Raw genomic sequence first — 19,971 nt, 5'->3', positions numbered from 1 at the left:
CGCGGCTGCTCCCCGGTGCTTTCCTGAGCGGGCACTGCCCTATTCAGTTTTCTCTTCCAGGTCTTCCTGCTCCCAGGGGTTGCCTTCCACCGACGGGACGAGTTCGCCGAACGTGACCCAGGTCAGGCAGACCTCATCGGGCACCTTGATCACCAGGGTCTGCCCTTTCCCGGTCAGCGGCACATACCAGGATCCCCCGTAGGGGGCAGCAGGCAGGACCGTGGTCTGGGTGACCGTGTCGAGCCCCACCGTGGTTTCGGCATCCCGGTCGGAGACGTAGCTGAGGCCCAGCACGTGGCCGGGGTGGCCGAAGGTGGAGACCTGGTGGAGTACCTGGCCGTCGAGCGTCTCCACGCATTCCCCGTCGTCAGGCGGGCCGAGGAAGACGCTGTCCGGTGCGGGCTCGGCGACCACGAGGAAACCCGCGTCGTTGAGCACCATGGGCAGGGCCGCGGGCTGGGGGTCGGCGATCCGCTCGGCGTCGTCGCCGGCGAGCGGGCTGAGCAGGAACGAGCTGAACCGGCGATGCCCGTTCCACGGCAGCACGATGTCTTCGGGAACCGGACGGGGGAACACTCCCGCTTCTTCGGGGATCGCGGCCAGGGAAGCGCGCACCGTGTCCAGGTACCAGTGGACCCGGTCCCCCGACAGGGTGTCCGCGTAGGCCGCGGTGGACACGGAAGCCGCAGCGACGAACCCGGCCGTGGCCCCCGCTGCTGTGCCGCGGAGCAGCCGTCTGGGCAGGCGGATCCGCTGCCGAACCGGGCGCTGCGCAGCGGACTCCTCCCAGCGGGGGGCGAGGAACGCCCAGGCCACGCAGAACGCGAACACGAGAGCAGCATCGGCCACGTAGCGGGGGTCGTAGCCGACGAGCTCGTGGTAGCGTCCACGCGCCACCAGCGTGGGGACAAGGTCCACGCACACCAGGTAGCCGACGAGCAGCGCCCAGGCACGCCACGCCCATCGGGGGCGGTGCAGCAGGCTCACCCCCACCATCGCCGCCAGCACCGTCCACGCTGCCGCGACGAGGGCCGGATGCGGTTGGAGCAGGCCGCCTGCCGGGGTGACCGGCCCCCACGAGAACGGACCGCCCACGGCCCCGACGGGGAAGGTCTCCAAGAGGAGCCGCCGCGCCTGTCCGAGCGCCGCCTTCAGCGCCGGCACCCCAGCACCCTCCGCATCAGCGGGACGACTCATGTAGACCACCAGGTAGCCGAGGAACAGGGCGCCCATACCGGTCCAGAACCTGGGGCGGGCGCGCAGGGCGGCTGACGGCGCCCACGTCAACGGTCCGGGGGTGTGGAACGCGACCGCCACGGCGAAGAGCAGCAGCGGCAGCAGCAGGGCTTTGACGGAGAACGCCATACCGCCCACGACCGCGGCCGCGGCCAGCCACGCGTCCCGCTCGCGTCCGTGGCGCAGGTAGCGCACCGTCCACAGCAGGGCGAGCGCTGTCGCCAGCTGGAACGGGATCGCGTTGAGCGCTGCTGACCACCAGGCCAGGACAGGCACGGTGAGGGGCGCGCACACCGCGACGGCCAACGGTGCGAGAATCGCCCAGCGCCATCCCCAGACTTCGCCGAGCAGCCGGAAGGTCGCCGCTGCGGCGGCGCCGTGCAGGGCGAGCATGGTGCCCGCAGCCAGCGTCCAGTTGTAGGGGGACAGGGCAGTCAGCACGGCGACCAGTAGCTTCGCCCCGGGCATGAAGTGGCCTTTGTGCAGGCTGGTCAGGTAGTCGAAGGTCAGCGGGGAGGCTGCCGCGTCGGCCACGAACAGGAAGTCGTCTTCGATGAAGTAGGCGTGCCGCAGAACCCAGGCGCGCAGGCCCAGGGTGAGGGCGATGAGTGCGGCACCGGCGAGCACGACACGGTGGCTCTTCTGCGGGACTTCTCGCTCCGACGGTGCGGTCGCCGGGGAGGTAGTCAGACGGCTGTCGGGGTTGACGCCGCCATCAGCGGAAGTGACAGAATGAGGCACATTGCCCACTATTGCGTAGCTCACCCCGCGGGGTCCATGGTCGTACCCGGAACGCGGAAAAAACGTGAACTGTTGCCGTCCGCCGCACCGTGGCGGCTGTCAGGAGTGTTCGTGAGTCTCGACGAGATCCGGAAGGACTGGACGACGCTGGGGGCCGCCGCTCCCCTGTGGGCGGTCTGCGTCGACCCCGCCAAACGGCACGGCGGATGGGACGATGACGAGTTCCTCGCCTCGGGCCGGGCCGAGATCGACGCCGCGATGGCGCGGCTGGCCGAGCTCGGGATCGCGCACGGCCGGGAGCGGGCACTGGATTTCGGCTGCGGGGCGGGACGCTTGTCCAACGCCCTGGCCGCCTACTTCGACCGGGTAGTGGGGGTGGACATCTCCGCGCCCATGCTGGCGGAGGCCCGCCGACTGGACCGCAGCGGCGGCCGGATCGACTTCCTCCTCAACGACGCCCCCGACCTGAAGATCTTCCCTGACGCCTCCTTCGACCTGGTCTACACCGACCTGGTGCTGCAGCACCTGCCGCCGCCCCTGGCCCGCGGGTACCTCGCGGAGTTCGCCCGGGTGCTGCGGCCTGGCGGGGCCTTAGTGGCGGGGATGCCCGCCACCGAGCGCCGCACCGTGAAAGGGCTGGTGTTCCGGTATGCACCGCACCGCGTGATCCGGTTCATCCAGCGCGTCCTGCTCGGATATCCCGCGCCGATGCGCATGCACACGATGCCGCCGGAGCAGATGCGGGAGCTGCTCGCCTCCCACGGCGTCCGGGTGGTCTCCGCCGAAGAGTACGCGGGCGACGACCACGGCACCCACTGGGTCCACATGCGCTACTACGCCCGCAAGGATCCGGGGGCCGCCCTGTGACCTCTCCCGTCCCCTTCCGCGCCACGGTGGGCCGGTCGGTGCGGCTGTTCGCGGCGTTCCGCAAAGAGCAGACCGACCCGGACTTCTTCTACGGCACTCTGGCCCGGGACACGGTGGCGCAGTTGCAGCAGTACACCGAGTTGGACGGTGCGATCGTCGCCGATGTGGGCGGCGGTCCCGGCTATTTCGCGGACGCGCTCCGCGAGGCGGGGGCGCGCTGCCTGTGTGTGGACGCTGACGCGGGTGAGATGCGGCTGCGGGACGGGGTCCTGCCGAAGAACGCGGTCCTGGGCAGTGCCCTCGACTTGCCGTTGCGCACCGGTTCGGTGGACGTGTGCTTCTCCTCCAACGTGCTGGAGCATGTCCCCGACCCGATCCGCATGGCTGATGAGATGGTGCGGGTCACCCGGCCGGGCGGGATCATCTACCTGTCGTACACGCTGTGGCTCTCCCCGTGGGGCGGGCATGAGACGTCGCCGTGGCACTACTTCGGCGGCCACTACGCGGCCCGCCGGTTCACCCGCCGTCACGGTCGCCGCCCGAAGAACGACTTCGGCTCCACCTTGTTTGCGGTCTCGGCCGCGGAGATGATCCGCTGGGCGCGGCGGACCCCGCACGCCTCGGTGGTGGCGATCCTGCCCCGCTACCTGCCGTGGTGGGCGTATCCGGTGGTGCGGATCCCGGTGCTCCGCGAGTTCCTCACCTGGAACCTGCTGCTGGTGCTGCGTCGCCGCTAGTAGGCCCGCATCAGGAGCGTGTCGGCTGCCGACGTGCCGTGGGAGTGCTGCGTCAGGAGGTAGCCCGGGCTGCGCGCCGGGCCAGCAGCATCCCGGATGCGACGAGCACCGCGCCGCAGACGCCGAGGACGAGCGGCCCCCATTCCTGCACGGCCCGCAGCAGACGCACCTGGGTGTCGGCGAGGTGGCGGGCCCGGCCGACCTGGCTGGGGACCGCTTCGAGGTCCGCGTCGAGCAGCAGCCGCTCGTGGTCGCTGTCGAGGGCGCGGAGTGTTTCACGCCGCTGTTCGGCCAGGTCGACGACTTGGCCGCTGGACGGCTCCACCCAGTAGACGCGGACGGCCTCTACCCAGCGTTCGGCGCGCACCGTGCCTTTGCGGTCCAGGCCGAGTGCTGCGGCGGGCACGTCGCGGACCGATCCGGGGACCCGGGTTGGCGGGATCTCCTGCCGGTAGCGGTGGACAGTGAGCCCGTCCCGGTCCTCGATCCCGTCGAGGCGCATCACGGGTGCCGCGTGCGTCTCCGGGTCGTGGAAGGCGAACGCTGCCTCGGCCGTGCCGGGCGGCCAGAGCCCGGTCCGCGCCCCGCTGCCCGCACCGCTGGTGCCGCAGCAGTCCACGATCCGTCCGCTGGCCCGGTCAACGACGCGCTGGTATTCGAGGAAGCCGATCGCTCCTAGCGGGCCATGGGTGTCGATGGTTGTCGCCACCGCGACCAGGCCCGGTGCGCCCGGCACCGGGGTGCCCCGCGTGCTGACGGTCTGTTTGACCTCCACGTTCTCCCGGGTCTGCCAGTGCGCAGTGTCCAAGTAGGTGGCGTGGGGGTCGAGAAGGGTCCACGTGTAGTGGAATTCGGCGGGCAGCAGGGCGAGCCGGGGGGCGACGACCAGCGGGAGGAGCAGGGCAGCGGTGAGACAGAACGCGCCCAGCATCGTCGTCAGCAGTCCCGCGCCGCGCGGCGGCCTCCGCCGTACGGTGGGCTGCCGCTCCTCCCCGGTCTGGTCGACCGGCTGCGGTTCCGCCGTGTCCTCTGCTCGGGTCACGGTGCTTCCTCCGCGTTGTCGGGCTGTGGGCGGGCCGCGGCGCGGGAGGGGGCATGCTGGGCTGCCGCGGGAGAGGGGCGGCGGCGCGGGGTGGACGGCAGGGCGAGGACGATGCTCACCAGTGCGGGCAGGCACAGCAGTTGCGCGACCCAGCCGCGGAGCGGTTCCGCGAGCACGGCCGTGGCCTCGTGCAGTGGCAGGTGGGCGGCGAGCGCGCTGCCGCTCGCGGCGCAGAGCCCGGCTGCGGCAAGTGAACCGGCGACCACCCAGCTGGGGGAGACCCGCTGTCCGCGCCGCTCCAGGGCGGAGGCGGTGAAGAGTCCGGCCAGGGCGACGGCGCAGCCCGCCCACCCGGAACTCACGATCCCGGCAAGGACAGCGATGACGCCCACGACGGGCAGGGGGAGGCGGGTCGTCCCTGCTGCGGGGAGGGCTGCCCAGCGCTGGGCTGCTGCCGTGCGGGGCAGGAGCAGCAGCATGACGAGGAGTACCGCGACCAGGACAGCGCCGACGGCGAGAGCCGCGTGGTAGAGGGTGTCTGGGGCATAGGAGAGGACGATCTCCCCGGAGGTTCCTGCGGGCAGCAGCCACGCCTGCTTCCACCCGTCGACGCGCACCGGGGTGAGCTCAGTTCCGGTATCGGCGAGCCGTGCCGTCCACCCGTCGTTGAAGTTCTCGGTGACGACGAGGTAGGAGTCGACGTCGGTGTCCACGGTGACCCGGCGTTCGCTGCGGCCCCACGCTTCGACGTCTACGGCCGCGGCGCGGACCGGGGCAGCGTCTTCTTGGGCGGCCTGTTCCGCATCGCGGACGATGACCGAGTCCACGCGGTACCGCTCAGTGGGCGGCAGGGTGATCCGGTTGGCTCCTGCGGTGAGGGGCACGGTGGTGCAGCTCGTGAACTCGACGGGCCGTCCGGCCAGCTGGTCGCGCACGGTTCCGCGGCTGATCCGGGTCTCCACCGGCGTACCGTTGACGGTCACGGTCGGTCCTTGACCGCATCCGGTGGTGGCGTCCGTGTCGTCGGGGACCGAGCGGGACGGGGCGACGCCGGGGAGGACGATTTCCGCGATCTCCAGTGGCTGGTCTGCGGGCGGGTCGAAGACGATCCGCAGCTCTTTGGCACGCAGTTTCGCGAACGTGAAGTGCCCGTAGGCGTCGAGGAGTCCTTCACGGACGGTGGTGCCGGTGTCCAGTACCACGCCGATGGGCCGGGTGACGGTGTCGCCGCGGGGGAACTCCACGGTCAGCTCGGAGAGGGTCACAGTCGTGCCGAAGTCGATGTGCAGGGAGGGGCGGTTGTCGTCCGGGGAGGGGTACCAGACAGTGGCGTCGTCGCCGTCGAACGCGTTCCGGCCCAGCGCGGCAGGGTGGTCAACCGAGGTGGACGACGCGGTGACTTTCGGGTAGCCGCCCGCGCGGTTGGCGTTCTTCTCAATCCGTTCCAGGTCGACCACGGTGACCTGCCCGGTGATGACGTGGTCTTTGGCCGCGGCCTCAGCGGAAAGCGTGACACTCCGGTCGAGGCGGTAGGCGTCCTCGCCCTGGATTTCCAGGCTGGGATGGCAAGTCCACACCCGTGACCCGTGGAAGCAGCCGGGGGCGGCGCCCGCTGCCCCCGTGAACAGCAGGGTGTCGGCGTCGACGACGCCGGGCACGGTGAGAATGCGGTCGGCGCGGAGCCCGGGGATGGCGAGCGAGACAATGCCGACCCGGGTGCCGGCCCGGTATCCAGGCTCCCAGGCGAGCTCGTCGACGCGGATCCGCATCCTGCTGGTCTTCCCTTCGGGGACTACGAGTTCCTGGGTGAGGTGGAAAGGGTCGATGTCGGTTTGGGCGCTGCCGTGGTCGGTGGTGACGGTGACCGTGGCGGGGGGCGGGGTGTCCGGGAGCCGTTCGAAGGTGATGGTGGTGCCGGTCACGTCGCGGGGTTCGGTGAACGTCACTTCCAGCCATTCCCCGACCGCACCTTCGATACTGCTGGACCGCCACGAGGTGGCGGAGGACTGGTCGAGTGCCGCGTACGGGGTCCGGCCCGGGTCACGCCGGCTGGGGAAAGCAGAGGCGCGGGATTCGGCGGAGGAGGCGGTGACCGCGGCGATCCCTTCGTAGCGGATGACGGCGGTGTAGGGCTCCCAGGCGGGGTCGACGACGTCGGGAGCGGGCATGTCGCGGTCGAATTCTTCGGTGGCGGTGAGGGCGGCTGAGGTGTTGCGCCGCACATCGGGGTAGACGACTTCGACACGGCGCAGGGTGTCGGAGACGACGGTGTCGGCGGCGGCGATCTGCTCGGCTCCCGGGTCGTCGCCGACGATCACGGGGCGGTCGTCAGTGAGCAGCCCGGTGTCCGCCATGGCCAGCAGGGTTTCGGGCCCGCCGATGACGCGCAGCGCCGTATCGGCGGGGACCGTGCTGGCCAGCGGGGCGGTGTCGGTGACTTCGTAGATGTCGAGCGCCCGGTAGGGCTGGTCGTACCAGTGCGCGGCGGGCAGCGCGTCGAGGCTGCCGATGACAGGGCCAAAGGAGCGCACGTGTTCGATGCCTGGCGAGTCGGCGAGCGCCTGGTGGACTCGGGCGGGCCAGCCGCCGTTGTTCCCTTCGCGCTGCAGGTCGTTGCGGACGAGCAGGTAGCGCACTCCCATGCGGGCGAGGACCTGGGCGAGGCCCGCAGACCCTTGCCCGGTGGAGAGCCGCTGGTCGACGGCGTGGGTGAGCCGGGACACCCCCGCTGAGCCCCAGGGGATGATCTGCTGGTTGGTCCACGGGGTGTCCATGAGCGGCTGCATGGGCTCGTCCATGGGGCGGCCCCAGAGGTATTCGCCGCGCGCCGAACCGGGGACCGCCATGGTCATCCGGCCGCCGCTGTGCGCGTCGAGCCACGCGGTCGCCTCGTACCAGTAGCCGGGGATTTCGGTGAAGGAGCCGCGGGTGGCTCCGCCGACGGTGGCGAACGGGGTCAGCGTGGCGAGGACGGTCAGCGCGCACGCGCCCGCGGCCAGGCGCTGCGGGGCTTCGGGACGCTGGAGCGGGCCGCGGGCGGGGAGGCGGTGGGCGACGGCGACGGGGAGGTGCGCGAGGCCGAGGACGACAGGAAGGCGGATCAGGACGTCGAACTTGTGGATGTTGCGGAACGGGCTGAGTACCCCGTCGAGCAGGTGCTGCACGGTGGGGCCGAACAGGCCGCCCAAGTCTCCGGTGTACCCGGCGGTGATAAGGGTGATCCCGGCGAGCGCGCTCGCGCCGAGGAACAGCCGTTCCGGGTTGTTCCGGTGCACTGCTCCGGCCAGGCCCAGCCCGGCGACCAGGGTGGTGGTGAGCACGAGCCAGGGCTTGGTGGCTATTTCGCTGCCGGCGGGGAGCGCGGAGGGACCGAAGATGTACCCCAGCCAGTGGGAGGCCCCGCGCACCGTGTTGAGGAGCGAGGTGACGCTGGTGGTGGTGGCGGCGTTCTCGGTGAAGGGCATGAACGAGAACACGTAGCCGCCCATGATCAGCAGCGGGACCAGCCACCAGAAGGAGGCGAGGCCGATAGCGGCCAGCCACCAGCCGAGCAGGGTCCACGTGCGCCGCTGGCGGGCGCGGGTAGCCAGGTAGAGCAGGGGGACGGTCAGGACGGCCAGTTCGGAGGCGGCGTTGGTGCCGCCGCACAGCAGGAATGCTGCGGCGGACAGCAGGGCCGCGCGCCGCGGGTCTGCGCCGGGCCGGGTCCCGTGGATGAGGGGCAGCAGCACCCACGGCAGCAGCAGGGTCGGCTGGAGTTCCGCGGAGTTGTACGACAGCAGGGTGAGGACGCGGGGGGACAGCGCGAACGCGACCCCCGCGAGGACCTGGGTCGGCAGCGAGCCGATGCGCAGGGCGCGGGCTACGGCGACGGTGCCGGTGAACGCCGCGCACAGCAGGGCTGCCATCCACAGCCGCTGGACCACCCATTCGGGCATGCCGGCGCTGATGAGCACGGCGTGGAAGGGGCCGTTGGGGAACAGGTAGCCGTAGGCCTGGTTCTGGAGCTGCCCGAAGTACGCCGGGTCCCACAGGTACAGGGCCCGGTACAGGAAGCCCAGCGGGTTGATGGTGAGGTCGAGTTTGGTGTCGCCGACGATCCGTGTGGGGTCGAGACTGAACGCGAGGGCGCTGAGGAGCAGGCACCCGGCGAGCAGGGTGAGCCTGCGGACTATGGTCTCGTCACGGTCAGCGGCGGACGGGGTCAACGGAGCAGACCTCGCCTTTCCGGGGTGCGGTGGAGTTCTGCGGCGAGCAGGTGGGCCATGGCGCAGCCGCTGCGTTCCCAGGTGAATTGCGCGGCCCAGTCTCGGCAGGCTTGGCGGATCTCGGCGGCGCGCACCGGGTCGGCGAGTTCGCGGAGGGCGCGTTCGACCACGTCGGTAAGGGTTTCCCCGTCGCGGACCAGCCAGCCGGTTTCTCCGTGCCGCACCGAGTCGCGGAGCCCGTCCACGTCGTAGGCGACCGTGGGCACGCCGTGCGCGGCGGCTTCGATCACGGTGAGCCCCCAGCCTTCGAATTCTGAGGGGGTGACGTGCAGGGTGGCTCCGGCGAGGACCGCGTTCTTTTCCGCTTCGGGCAGGAAGCCGTGCAAGTGGACGACGTCGTGGAGGCCGTGGTGGTCGATGCGTTCCCGCAGCGGCACGCTTTCGGGGCCGCGTCCCACGATGTGGGCGCGCAGGCCGGGGTAGCGGGACCGGAGTTCGGCGACCGCGTCGACGACGCGGGTGACGCGTTTCTGGACGACGAGGCGGCCGAGGAAGACGATCGCGGGGGAGCCGAGGTCGGTGCGGGGCGGGGTGGGCGGGAGCTGCGCGCGGGCGGGGCCGCCGTTGTGCACGATGGTGATGGGGGCGCGCCACCCGAGTTTGTCGCGCATGGCGCGGCGGGAGGACTCGGAAACGGTCACGGTGGGGCAGGAAGCGTAGACGCGGCTGGCGACCCAGCTTTCGATGAACCGGCCTAGCCGGGCGAGCGGCGGGCTGAAGTAGGCGTTGAACTGCAGGTCGTGGACGTGGTGCACGATGCTGATGACGCGGGTGCGGCGGGGCAGGACGATTCGGGAGAAGAAGGGGATGCCGTTCATGCAGTCGAAGGCCGCGTGGAACCGGCGTCGCCGCACCAAGAGCCACAGCATCACCCGGAGGTAGACGGTCCAGGGGCCGCCCATCCGCCGGATGGCGATGCCGTCGCGGGTCTCGGCGCGGGCTTGACCGCGTTCCCGGCTGGTCACGAATACTACTTCGGCCCCGCAGCGGACGAGGTAGCGGCTGATCTGCCAGGCGTAGGTCTCTGCGCCTCCGGCGACGCTCTGCCACGGGTCGCGCCAGTTGATCATGGCGATGCGGACGCCGTCGAGGCGGGGTGCCGCGTCCAGGCTCTCGTCCGGTACCGAGGAGGTCCGATCGTTGGCTGTTGCCGCGGGTGCGGCCCGGTGAGGGTGGTGGGTGGGGTGGAGACCGGTGGAGGGGGTGTGTTGGGAGACCACGTGCTCTTCTACTTTCCGCGAGCGGTGACCAGGGGAAACCCAGACAGTCGACACGGAAAGCATTTATTTGAATTCGAAGAGTAATTGACTTGGGGGTTGCCGAGGGGCGGTGCCGACCGTGCCGACGGTCTGAGGGGGTGTGCGTGTGCGCTGCGTCGGGAGTGCGAGGACTGGAACGTGGTCGGCGAAGCGCTCCGGGCGCCGCGGCGACGGCATTCACCGGAGCACGCCGCGCCTACCTGTCGCCGTAGTTGTAGAGCGTCTCGTTCACCGGTTCGACGGAAGTCGCTGAGGTTGTCGCAACCGTGGTCACGGTCAGGGTCGCGACCACTGCGAGGGCCGCGCCGACGGCACACGCGACCAGGATTCTGACCACTGCGCTTCTCCTTCCTCGACGCGTCACGTCGTTGAGGATGTGCGGGTATGGAGCAAGAGTAGAATCGAATTCGGCACTTGACTAGAGCTGTACCCGCACCGTTATCGCTGCTCCGGCCCTATCTGCCGCCTCACATGCCTCATACGCTGTAGTGATGTACTAATCGGTAACTTTCAGGAGGAGGAGCAGCGGACCGTCGTGGACCGCCGTGAAACCGGTGTGCGCGAAACCGAGGCTGCTCCCCTCGGGCACATTGGTCCGGTCGACGAGCACGTAGCGCACCCCTTCCGCGGCCAGCCGCTGTGCTAGGTCCGGCGTGTCCCGCGGGAGTCCGTCGTCCCCCATCAGCGGAGCGATCCGCTGGGCACGCGGGTCCTCCCCGGCGACCACGCGGAGCTGTTCCCCGTCCCGCACCCGCAGCGCGTCGTTCCACACCACGGGACGGTCGACCATCTTGATCGCCGGGTCCAGCACCACTGTCGCTGCATCCTTTCCCGTGGGAAAACCCCGGTAGGCGCTCCACGGCAAAGACAGCAGCGCCCCCTCGTGGGGGTCCTCGTTGACCAGCCGCTGCACCGTCACCCACTCGTGGGGGTAGTCGACCGGACGCAGCGTCCCCCACGCGCCCCACGCCAGTCCGGGAAGCAGCACCACCGGGGCAAGCAGCGCGCACCCCGCGAGGAGACGCGTCGCTGCCCGGGAACCTCGCGCTGTCCCCCGCCCACCGGACTGCCCCCACCACTGCACGGCGCCAGCCAGTCCCACGGCCTGCAGCAGAGCGAGCGGTGCCAGGTAGAGGTGCCCGTCGCGCAGCGGACCGAACCCCGGCCACAGGTCGATGAGTGCGCGCAGCACCCCTCTCCCCGCTTCCACGGTGCCTGCCAGGGCGACCAGCAGGCCCGCCGCTGCGGCCGCGGTCAATCCAGCCTGGAACCCTGGCTGGGGGCCGCGCCGCAGCAGCCATCCCCACCCGGTTAGCGCCACCAGGGACAGCACCAGCCGCCCCACCGCGCCCACCGGCTCGGCGAAACCGGGGGGCACGGCCCGGGCATTCCAGATCCCGCCCAAGCTGAGCAGGGAGGCCACCGTGCCGAGCGGAGTATCGGCGCGGACCGCGAACACGTCCACCGCTGCGGGATCCGTCGTTGCGGCGCTGGCCAGGGCAGGCACCAGCCACGGCAGTGCCGCCACCGCCAGGCAGCCGAGCACCGCGGCACTGGCGGCGATTGCCCGCCGCCACGGCCGCAGTAGGGCGATGGGCAGGGCCACCAGCGCGGACAGTACCGCAGACGAGAACCCGCCGATGGCGGCCGGCACCAGCGCGGCCCCCACGCGGGGCAGGTCGCGGGGTCCGCGGTACCGGGCTGCCGCGGCCACCACCCACGGAAGTCCGGCATAGCCCAGCAGCAGCGCCCACTGCCCCAGCAGCAGCCGCTCGGCGAGGAACGGGTTCCACACGTAGGCGAGAGCTGCCGCACTGCGCGCCGCCAGCCCGGGCCCCGGCACGAGCCGGGCCGCACCGGCGGCGCCGAGGACGAACACGGTGAGCAGCAGCAGTGTCTGCACCACATCGCCGGGAAGCACCATGCCCAGGAGGGCTGCGACGGCGTCGCTGGGCACTGCCCGGGGGAAACCGTCCCCCCAGCCCAGGGCCGCAGGGGAGAGCGGGGCGTTGGGGACGAACACCATGTCGTAGCGGAGCACGTAGCCCGGTCCCAGGGCGGGTCCCAGTACCGCTGCTCCGGCGGCCAGTCCGATCCCTGCCGGCCCCCACCGGTGCAGGAAGCAGGAGAATGCTGCGCGCCGCTGGCGGGGGGACGGCCGGGCAGGGTCAGTCGCTGGCACGGTAGACGATCCGTTCCGAGAAGCCGCCGGCGAGGTAGTCCCGGTGAGCGCGGACCGCGAACTCGTGGCCTTCGTGGCCCGGGCCGAGCTCCACCTGCGTAGCGTCGTGCACGACGGCTACGGTCTCCCAACCCGTGTCAGCGCTCACTTCCGCGGAGTCGGCGGGTGCACACTGGTCGCCCGCTGCACCGGAGCATTTCAGCTGGCGGCGCCACACCGCGTAGTGCGTGGCGCCGGGAGCAGCCTCCCAGGTGAGCACCCCGGCAACGATGCGGAGCCCTTCGGGGGCGGGCGGCGGGTCGTCGTCCAGTTCCAGTTGCACGGACGCAGAGAGCGGCCCCGGATCGTCGCCTTTGAGCGCCCGCACCGCGAACTCGTAGACGGCGCCCGCGAACAGGCCGGTGACCTCGTAGGTTTCGGTCTCCTCCGCGGTTGCGGCGACCACGCCGAGACTGGTCTGCTCATCCGGATCGGGGGACACCCTGCGCTGGAACACCTCGTAATGTGTCGCCCCTTCGACGTCCTCCCAGTACACGTGGACCCCTTCAGCGGTCCGTTCTGCGCGGACGTCCTCGGGAGCGGCGGTGGGCCCCACCGTCACCTCCGGCAGGGGGCGCGGGTAGGGAGCTCCCAGGTTGAGGGGGCGGGCCAGCGCGTCCGCGAACGCGGCGGCGATCTTCAGTTCGCCGCGCGTGTTGGGGTGGACGGCGTCCCAGTTGTCGTCCGCGGGCGCGTAGTCGGCGGCCGTGCGGGCGACGACGACCGGGGAGTTCGCGGTGGTGAGCTGCTCAGCCAGGGTCGGCAGAGCAGTGTTGTAGCTGTGGATGACCGTGTTGGCCGCCCGGTCGTTCTCGGTACCCCACACCGGGGGGATCTCGCCGAGCACGATGCGGATGTCGCCTTTGGCGAGCCGGGCGGCAGCAACGATGCCGCGGGTCCGGTCGAGCACTTCGGCTGTGCTGGCACCGCGCACGATGTCGTTGACGCCGACGAGGAGGAGCAGGTAGTGCGGGTCGGCGTCGACGACTTCCCGGCCGATGCGTTCCGCGACTTCCGCCGCGGTGGCTCCCCACACGCCCGCGTGGTCGGTGTCGAAATCAGCGGCATAGCGGTGGTCGCCGGGGCGGTCGACGACCGGGTCGAACAGGTCGTTGCGCGGTCCCACGAAGTCCACGGCGACTCCGGCATGTTCGGTGAGGTGCTCCCACAGCCAGTAGCGCCAGGTGTAGTCCCCGGTACTGCCTTGGACGCGGGAATCGCCGCACACCATGATCCGGACCGGGTCCCCGGGCGGGGACCATTCCGTGGGCGGGGCGGGTCTGGGGGGTGCGGGACCGTCCACCCGGAAACCGCCGAGGGTGGTCTGGAGGACGAGCATAGTGAAGGCCATCGCGGCCATGGTGATGGCGAGCAGGCCGGACACGGGAGGGCGTGCCCACAGCCACCGGCGGCGCCTCCCGGTCTCCTCGGCCCCTTCCGCGGGGGGCGGGGTGTCTGTCTGCTCCACAGCGGACAGCCTAGGATGTGGTGCTCACCCCGGGCTATGCCGTACGCAACTGCCGTACCAGTGGTGGGGTTGGACACCGCACCGGGCACGGGGGTCCCTGGGGGCGGCGTCCTGCTGCGACTCTGCGCCGTCCGGGTGTCCCGTGCCGCTGGACGGGGGTAGCGGGGTCTCCCCTCCCCGGGTTACCCTCGGGTAACCTGCTGGCGCTCTCCCCCCGTCCAGAAAGGTCGTCCACGTGACCGGTCTGATCGCCGCCTTGGTTTCCGCCATGGTCTACGGTGTCGGCCTGACCGTGGAGCAGCGCGCCCTACACCGGTCGGAACCCATCGGCATCCGCCGCCCGCTGCACCTGGCGCGCGTCCTGTTCGGCAACCCCCGGTGGCTCGCCGGATGCGTGCTGGCGGCACTGGGCAGCGTCGGACTCATCGTCTCCCTGGGACTTGCCCCGGTCTCCGTGGTCCAGCCGACCTTTGCCGGGGGGATCTCGCTCACCCTGCTGCTGCTGTCCCTGGCCCAGCAGCAGCGGATCAGTCGGGGAGAGCTGGCCGCCCTTGGCATCATGCCGGTCGCCCTCCTCCTGCTGGCCCTGTCCCTGGGACCGCGCGATGCCGCGGCAGGAACCGTCCCGCACCTTCCTCTCCTGCTCACGGTCAGCGGGGTCACTCTCGCGGTCTGCGCGGCAGGGGTGGCCCTTGTCGGCGGCGGCCGGGCGTCCGCGGCTCTCATGGGCGGCGCTGCCGGACTCGCGCAGGGGGTGGCGGGACTGCACGGCAAGGGAATCGGCGGTCTCCTCGCCGACCACGGGCTCTTCGCCGCACTCGTGCCGGTCCTACTCTCCCCGTTCCCCTACCTGTACGCGCTGGGGTGGGCGGTGGGTATTGCGCTCTTCCAAACTTCGATGCAGCGCTCCCGCGCCTCCATCACCGCCCCGGCGGCGAATGTGGTGGGCAACGTCTTCACGGTCGTGGCCGGCACCGTGATCTTCGCCGAGCCCTTGCCGACCGAACCGCTTCCCCTGGTGCTGCGCGCCCTGGGTTTCCTGCTCACCCTCACCGTGGTGGCACTGGTCCACCGGGCTTCCGGCGAGGCGGAAGCGGAAGCCGGTCGGCTGCGCGCCGCGGCCCAGCCGACCGGCTGAGCCCGTCTTACACGGCGACGGCCAAGGCCTGGCGGAGCGACGGAGCTGCGACTTCCGCCCACGCGTCGACCACGCTGAGCGGTTCGGCGAGTTCCGAAGTGGCCAGGACCAGGCCGGGTTCGGCCACCCACGCGCCCAGGTCGGACAGGAGGACCCGCAGGTCGCTTTCGATGTTGTAGCCGTTGCGCAGGTCGTCCACCACCGCCAGCGGCAGCGCGATGACGTGGGCGAGGCCCAGCTCCGGCAGCCGGTCGAGGAACACCTTGAGCAGCCCGGTATAGCTGCCGTGGATTTGGGGGGTGGCCACGATCAGTACGTCGGTTGCGGCGATCGTGGCGAGCGCGTCGGCGACGCCGTCCGTCGCTTCTTCAGCGAGCAGCGCCGGACCCAACGCGGCAAGGTCGATGACGTCGATGCAGGCAGGGACACCGGTGTGCGCGGCGATAGCGTCAGCGGTGTGGACAGCGGTGGCACGAAGGGCGGAACGGGTCTCGAGTGCAGCGACGAGCACAGTGAAGCGAGTCATAGTGATCTCCAGGTGACACGACGGCCTCAAGCCGCGGGACGTAGCGCGAGGGAATCGTCGAGACGGGGAAGGCGGCAGAAGAGGGTTCCCAGGCACGGCGAACACGCACGTTCCTGACCGCTGGGATCAATGGATCTGGACCGGGGGCTCGAACGCGTGCGAGGAAACCGCGAGGACAGCAGGGGACAGAAACCCCGAAAGAAAAACGCTAGCGACGACAGAGTGCGCTCGCCTGCTGTCGCAGATCGACGTGCAGACGCTGAACGAGCAGCTCACCGGCAGACATGTACACCATCATGAAACGGACTCCAGGATGGCGTCAATGCGTGATGGACAGTTTTGTCAGAGTTAGCGGGTGAGGAAGGACACAGGGGGTCGGGCAGTGCGCACATTGACTAACGCACGGATCGTCACCTCGCAGGGGTGGACCGCAGGGTGGCTGCGCGTCGACGGTCCACGTATTGCCGAGGTCGGCGCGGGAATCGCCCCCTATCCCGCAGCAGAATCCGTGGACTTGGGCGGCCGCCTCCTCGTCCCCGGCTGGGTGGACATCCACGTCCACGGCGGCGGGGGCGCTTCCTTTGACGACGGCGACCCCGAGCGCGCCCTGGCCGCCGTCGACCTGCACCGTCGGCACGGGACGACCAGCCTGGTCGCGGGACTGGTGACCGCTTCCCCCGCAGCTCTGCTGCGCCAGGTGGCCGCGCTGGCCGAACTGTGCGAGGCGGGTGAGCTCGCCGGCATCCACTTGGAAGGCCCCTACCTGGCCACACAGCGGTGCGGGGCGCACGATCCGGCCCTGCTGCGCTCCCCAGACCTCGCCGAGTTCCAGCGGATCCTCCGCGCAGGCCGCGGCCACGTCCGGATGATCACACTCGCCCCCGAGCTGCCCGGCGCGCTCGAACTGGTGCGTGCAGCTGTTTCCGAAGGCGTCGTGGCCGCGGTCGGGCACACCGACGCCGACTATGCCACGGTGTGCGCCGCGTTCGACGCGGGGGCGACGGTGGCCACCCACCTGTTCAACCAGATGCGGCCCCTCCACCACCGGGATCCCGGGCCCGTGGCCGCGGCGCTCACCGACGACCGGGTGACCGTGGAGGTCATCAACGACGGGGTCCACCTCCATCCCGCGGTGGTGCGCATGGCCTGGGCTGCGGCCGGAGCCGACCGCACCGCTTTCGTCACCGATGCCATGGCAGCGGCCGGGCTGGGCGACGGGGACTACACCTTGGGCGGGCGCCGTGTCCGGGTCGCAGACGGCACAGCCCGCCTGGCGGACACGGGGGCGATCGCGGGCAGCACGATCACTTTGGCCGATGCTGTCCGTCGGGCAGTGCGTGACCTGGGCATTCCGCTGGCCGCGGCGGTACGCGCAGCCAGCACGGTTCCCGCTGCCGCCCTGCGCCTCGCTGACGTGGGGGCTCTCCTGCCGGGACGCTACGCCGACCTCGTCGTGCTGGAGCCGGATGGGACGCTCCACGCCGTCTACCACCGGGGCCGCCCCGTCACCGGAGTTCCGGCCAGCCGGGGCCAGCGCTGAGCCTGTTCCGCTCCGCTCCCCTGCGGTTCTGCGTCCGGTACGGAGGACGGGATCGGGCGGCCTGGGCGAGGACGGGGGCGCCTGTCAGCGCGCTCTGGCCTACGGCAGGTGCCCTCGGGGTCTGCCCCGGTCCCGGCCATGCCGACTATGCCCCGGCAGTGCTCCCGCAACGGATATGTTGAGACACCCCACGGCGTGTCATCATTACGTTGCGTGACCAAAGACGGTTCGACCTTCACAATACGTGAAAGTCAACTGGAGTTTCCTCTATCTAGGAGGACACCGTCATGGTTCACCCCACACATCCCACCCGCCCCGTCACCCCGGCGGCGATACTCACCCAATCCCTGCAGCGCAAACGGCTGGCCCGCCTCGCTGAAGCAGTCTCCTCACACGGGATCTGGGCGCGCGTCATCGACGACGGCCGCCCGTTCCTTCGGGTGAGCAACCCGCAGTCCGAGTTCGCCGTGGAAGACATCACCTGCGAACGCCGGGGGCAGGGCTACGTCTTCGTGACCTCGTTCGGCATGTACCTCGGCGACTGCGACGACCGCAGCCTGCGCCCGAGTGTGGAGCGGACCGCGCGCCTGCTCGGCGTGGAACTGTCCAACTGAGGACCGCACGCACCGGACGCCATGCTCCCCAGCACACAAAAAACTGCGGCGGCCGGTGCATTTCTGCACCGGCCGCCGCAGCAGCGACGCGTGGAGGTGGCGGGAATCGAACCCGCGTCCTTCGATGCTGCAGCAGGGCTTCTCCGGGCGCAGTCTGCTCAGCGTTCTCCTCGGCCCCGGCGCTCACGCAGACAAGTCGCCGACAGGCCCAGCCACAGAGCATGTCCCAGTCAGATCCTGTGGCCTGATCTGACCGGCAAGTCTCCTCAACGATGCCGGACACTGGGTCGGAGACGCTCCCAGGCCGACAGAGTCACTCTCGATTAAGCAGCGAGAGCGAACTCAGTGCGCTTAGAGTTGGCACTTATTTTTTCGCGGTCGCATTTTTAACGAGGCTGCGTCCGCTCTCCTCGGCCCGCTTCCCCTACAACAACCATCGAAGTCGAAACCGATCACCCCCTGTGCAGTTGTCAACGGGCTTCGAGCCCGCACTCAGGACTCACGCAGCGTCCTCGTTTTCTTAGGCTACTGGTTCAACACACCAGGTGCCAACCACATTCCCGGGACGCACGCAACTGCCTCGAAAACTGGAGAAACCCCCGCGGGCGCGGACGAGATCCGTCGACGCTGCCCGCGAGGGCCGGCCGGTAGGGTCACACCGACCTCGGTGGACAGGGCCTCCCCCGAGACGAGGTCCTGTCCCAGACTGGCCGCGACCCCCCATTCGCAGACCAGTCACCTATGAAGACGCCTCAGACGGCGTCCCAGGTTGCCTCCTCAGGAGAAAATTCGGGAGAAACCCCTCAAACCACCGCCCGTCCGTCGCTGCCCGAGCACGGCACGCAGTGCAGGCTCACGGGAGACCGGGCGGGGCCGTGCGGTCGCGGCCACCGCAGCCGTCACCCCTGACGGCCCGCCGTGCCAGCGGGAGCCCGCAACCGGGTCACGCACTCCCCTCGAGCTGGGAGTCCGCCTCGGCAGCGGAAACGTAGCTGGCGGGCAGCAGCTGCAGGAACGACAGGGCAGAGTTCACCGCGAACTGGTAGGTGTGCGAGGGAGCGGCCTCCACCACCACCGCGAAAGCGACGTGGCCCCGGTAGCCGACAAACCACTGGATGGTCTTCTCCTCACCGTCGATTTCCTGGGTGACCATCCCCGTCTGGCCGTGCACCGGGTTCACGTAGTCGATGTTGAGCACGGAGGCACTGCCCTGCTCCACGGGGGCGCGCATCAGCTCGCGGAGCGGCTCCAGCACCGCGGGGTCAACCGGAATGCTGTCCACTTCCGGCTCCACCCCGTCGATCAGCCGCGGCGCGTGCCACTGCCCGCCCGCAACCGCAGCCGCCACGAGAGCCATCCCCAGCGGGCTGACCGTGATCCCGTCCGCCCCCACTGTGGCAGCGGCAACCTGCTCCTGGCCTCCCTGCACGGTGAACTCCCCGGAAAACGCGGGGACCGGCAACTGCCACGGCTGGCCGATACCGAACCGCTCCGCGCTCTCCGCCAGGTCCGCGGCGCTCAACGAGCTCGACAGCCCCACAAACGCTGTCGTGCAGCTGTAGGCGAAGTTCGTCCGCAGGTCCGGGGTCCCCAGCAGGCTGCCGCCGTTGGGGTTCGTGAAAGTCCGGCTGCCCACTTCCGCCTGCTGCTCGCAGGCCATCGTGGTGTCCAGAGTGGCTTTGCCCCCGCTCAGCAGTGCTGCGGCCGAGACGATCGTGAACGTCTCGCCCGGGTAGTACTGCCTGGTCAGCGCACCGTCGTTGGACGGCTCGTCGGGCTGTCCCGCCGCGGCGAGGATCTCCCCGGAACGCGCATCCACCGCTACCAGGTAGGCGGTGCCGTTGATCGTAGCCAGCGACGTCTCCGCCGCCTCCTGCACCGCGTGGTCGAGGGTGGTGGTCAGCGAACCGCTCTCCTCCCCCGTCCACGTCTCCAGCACCCCCGTCTCCTCGCCCGAGGAGCTGAGCGTGACGACCCGGGTCGTCGCCGTACCGGCGAGCTGCTGCTGGAAACTGCTCTGCAAGCCGTTGAGCCCCACCGTGTCCCCCGCCTGGTACGGGCCCGAAACACGGTTGGCGACCTTGTGCTCCGCGGTTCCCGCGACCTCGCCGACCACGCCCGCGGCCCGGATCGGCAGGAGAGGCATCGTCCCCTCCTCGACCTCCACGCCGGGAATCGCGGTGGCCTTCGCGAGCAGGGAGCTGGACACGTCCTGGGTGCGTTTGAGGACGAGCGGCTGGAACTCCTCCGGAGGCGCAGATCGGACCCGGTTGAGCAGCGGCTCAGGATCCTCGTCGAGCAGCTCCGCCAGGCT

At 70.5% G+C, this 19,971-nt stretch carries 14 protein-coding genes and 1 other RNA gene; 5 read left to right on the top strand and 10 right to left on the bottom strand.

Going from position 1 to position 19,971, the window contains the following annotated elements:
* Positions 1-39 precede the first annotated feature (39 nt).
* On the bottom strand, positions 40-1,977 hold the full coding sequence (locus tag TF1_RS13065; RefSeq protein ID WP_227480923.1) for a hypothetical protein: 1,938 nt from the start codon (positions 1,975-1,977) through the stop codon (positions 40-42).
* Positions 1,978-2,088: 111 nt separating this feature from the next.
* On the opposite strand from TF1_RS13065, the gene TF1_RS13060 reads away from it, so the two are divergent.
* Positions 2,089-2,844, top strand: coding sequence for a class I SAM-dependent methyltransferase (locus tag TF1_RS13060; protein ID WP_107491010.1), 756 nt, complete (start codon positions 2,089-2,091; stop codon positions 2,842-2,844).
* Positions 2,841-3,581 (top strand): class I SAM-dependent methyltransferase, encoded by a 741-nt coding sequence (locus tag TF1_RS13055; RefSeq protein WP_011292888.1) that lies wholly within the window; start codon positions 2,841-2,843, stop codon positions 3,579-3,581. The genes TF1_RS13060 and TF1_RS13055 overlap by 4 nt, the downstream gene beginning before the upstream one ends.
* 52 nt (positions 3,582-3,633) lie before the next feature.
* On the opposite strand, the gene TF1_RS13050 is transcribed toward TF1_RS13055, so the two are convergent.
* The 6 genes from TF1_RS13050 to TF1_RS13030 form a co-directional block, all read right to left on the bottom strand.
* Positions 3,634-4,623, bottom strand: a complete 990-nt coding sequence (locus TF1_RS13050; protein ID WP_061783929.1) for a DUF3068 domain-containing protein — start codon at positions 4,621-4,623, stop codon at positions 3,634-3,636.
* Positions 4,620-8,831 carry an alpha-(1->3)-arabinofuranosyltransferase gene (locus tag TF1_RS13045; protein WP_061783928.1) on the bottom strand — a complete coding sequence of 1,404 codons (4,212 nt, stop codon included), beginning with the start codon at positions 8,829-8,831 and terminating at the stop codon, positions 4,620-4,622. The genes TF1_RS13050 and TF1_RS13045 overlap by 4 nt, the downstream gene beginning before the upstream one ends.
* Positions 8,828-10,111: a glycosyltransferase family 4 protein gene (locus TF1_RS13040; protein ID WP_016189156.1), complete on the bottom strand. Its 1,284-nt coding sequence runs from the start codon at positions 10,109-10,111 to the stop codon at positions 8,828-8,830. Before TF1_RS13040 ends, TF1_RS13045 begins: the two co-directional genes overlap by 4 nt.
* Before the next feature lie 235 nt (positions 10,112-10,346).
* Positions 10,347-10,487 carry a hypothetical protein gene (locus tag TF1_RS16310; RefSeq protein ID WP_016189157.1) on the bottom strand — a complete coding sequence of 47 codons (141 nt, stop codon included), beginning with the start codon at positions 10,485-10,487 and terminating at the stop codon, positions 10,347-10,349.
* 159 nt (positions 10,488-10,646) lie between these two features.
* Complete coding sequence (locus TF1_RS13035) at positions 10,647-12,332, bottom strand: hypothetical protein (protein WP_011292892.1); 1,686 nt, start codon at positions 12,330-12,332, stop codon at positions 10,647-10,649.
* Positions 12,319-13,839, bottom strand: a complete 1,521-nt coding sequence (locus tag TF1_RS13030; protein ID WP_061783927.1) for a GDSL-type esterase/lipase family protein — start codon at positions 13,837-13,839, stop codon at positions 12,319-12,321. The genes TF1_RS13035 and TF1_RS13030 overlap by 14 nt, the downstream gene beginning before the upstream one ends.
* A gap of 235 nt (positions 13,840-14,074) precedes the next feature.
* Here TF1_RS13030 and TF1_RS13025 point away from each other — a divergent pair, with 235 nt between their 5' ends.
* Positions 14,075-14,977: a DMT family protein gene (locus TF1_RS13025; RefSeq protein ID WP_011292894.1), complete on the top strand. Its 903-nt coding sequence runs from the start codon at positions 14,075-14,077 to the stop codon at positions 14,975-14,977.
* A gap of 7 nt (positions 14,978-14,984) precedes the next feature.
* On the opposite strand, the gene TF1_RS13020 is transcribed toward TF1_RS13025, so the two are convergent.
* A complete protein-coding gene (locus TF1_RS13020; RefSeq protein ID WP_011292895.1) occupies positions 14,985-15,503 on the bottom strand; it encodes an NADPH-dependent FMN reductase in 519 nt (172 codons plus the stop codon).
* 382 nt (positions 15,504-15,885) lie between these two features.
* Here TF1_RS13020 and nagA point away from each other — a divergent pair, with 382 nt between their 5' ends.
* Together nagA and TF1_RS13010 are read left to right on the top strand one after the other, a co-directional pair.
* On the top strand, positions 15,886-17,043 hold the full coding sequence (gene nagA / locus TF1_RS13015; protein ID WP_011292896.1) for an N-acetylglucosamine-6-phosphate deacetylase: 1,158 nt from the start codon (positions 15,886-15,888) through the stop codon (positions 17,041-17,043).
* Between the two features lie 287 nt (positions 17,044-17,330).
* Positions 17,331-17,657, top strand: a complete 327-nt coding sequence (locus tag TF1_RS13010; RefSeq protein WP_011292897.1) for a hypothetical protein — start codon at positions 17,331-17,333, stop codon at positions 17,655-17,657.
* 88 nt (positions 17,658-17,745) lie between these two features.
* Here TF1_RS13010 and ssrA read toward each other — a convergent pair.
* Both ssrA and TF1_RS13000 read right to left on the bottom strand, forming a co-directional pair.
* Positions 17,746-18,117, bottom strand: a transfer-messenger RNA (tmRNA) gene (ssrA, locus tag TF1_RS13005).
* 483 nt (positions 18,118-18,600) lie between these two features.
* The coding region (locus tag TF1_RS13000) for a penicillin-binding transpeptidase domain-containing protein (protein ID WP_061783926.1) at positions 18,601-19,971 on the bottom strand (1,371 nt) is incomplete at its 5' end.

Source organism: Thermobifida fusca NBRC 14071 = JCM 3263 (assembly GCF_001592045.1).
Lineage (GTDB): Bacteria > Actinomycetota > Actinomycetes > Streptosporangiales > Streptosporangiaceae > Thermobifida > Thermobifida fusca.
Note: the sequence above shows the minus strand (reverse complement) of the source record. Positions and strands in the feature narration are given on the sequence as shown.

Excerpts from the sequence above, each read along its gene's own strand:
- TF1_RS13010 (WP_011292897.1), top strand. The coding sequence starts at position 17,331 with ATGGTTCACCCCACACATCCCACCCGCCCCGTCACCCCGGCGGCGATA.
- TF1_RS13020 (WP_011292895.1), bottom strand. The coding sequence starts at position 15,503 with ATGACTCGCTTCACTGTGCTCGTCGCTGCACTCGAGACCCGTTCCGCC.